1 protein-coding gene is annotated in these 992 nt (G+C 41.6%); it reads right to left on the minus strand.

What is annotated here, in order from left to right; genetic code table 11:
* Nucleotides 1–270: 270 nt before the first annotated feature.
* Nucleotides 271–873, minus strand: coding sequence for a TlpA disulfide reductase family protein (locus IDZ20_RS06650; RefSeq protein WP_188150649.1), 603 nt, complete (start codon nucleotides 871–873; stop codon nucleotides 271–273).
* Nucleotides 874–992: the final 119 nt, after the last annotated feature.

A 992-nucleotide genomic window follows, 5' to 3' on the forward strand; every position in this document is an offset into this window, starting at 1 on the left:
CGGACACGACTGACTAGAAATTGATTGCCACTCCCCGACTGCATCACTGCGATTTTCCCAACCAAACCACTGCTGGAGCGGCACAAACTAAAAAGACAATTACCACAAACCTAAAACCGACAAAGCGCTTTTTTCAATACCACGCATAACGCCGAGCACAATTGCAGTTTTTGGAGTGGTTTGTTTGCGTTATAGCATAGCGGAAACACAAACAAACCACTCCAAAAACTGTCAGATTGGTGCGTCTTGTTAGCTTTCACCCCTCCTCGTTTATAATGAACTCAAATTAATAAGGTTTAACAGTTTTTCGTAGTTCAACGAACCGAAATGAGATTCAACTAACTCCCCTGCAGCATTAAAGATAAGTGTTACTGGCCTTGGCTGAATCCCCTTAAACATAGATGCGCTTGGGTCTACTCTGTAACTTTTAAGTTCAAAATCAAATTTATGATGGAATTCTTCCAGTGTTTTCTGGTCTTCGGTTGACACAATAACAACTTCGATTTTATCAGCATCGCCATGTTCCTCTTGAATTCTCTCAAAATGAGGAAACTCCTCAATACACGGTGCACACCAAGTAGCCCAGACGTTAACAACGATAGTTTTACCAGAAAAATCGTCGAGCTTTACCTCTTCACCAGAATCAACAGAAACTAAAATGGGGCTATCTACAGTTCCGATGACTCCTTCAGGTGGCTTACCTTGATAAATGACAAATGCCGATGCTAGCGCGAATAGGAAGCCGAAAACTCCAGAAATGCCCCCGAAAATCATTCGCAGGGCTGTCCTTCGCCTCATGAGTATCCACGATATTAAAACAAATAAAATCATACAAGCCGCGAGGCCCATACCGAAAATAATTAAGTCATTCATTATTGAGACCCCTTTTAAGAAAATATATGATCAATATCGTGATATAGATACCAAATAAGCTAACGCCAAGCTCACCTGCAATTTTTGCTGTGAGCGTTTGTGTAAAATGGAGCTGCGCG

The sequence above is a fragment of the Teredinibacter waterburyi genome (assembly GCF_001922985.1).
Lineage (GTDB): Bacteria > Pseudomonadota > Gammaproteobacteria > Pseudomonadales > Cellvibrionaceae > Teredinibacter > Teredinibacter waterburyi.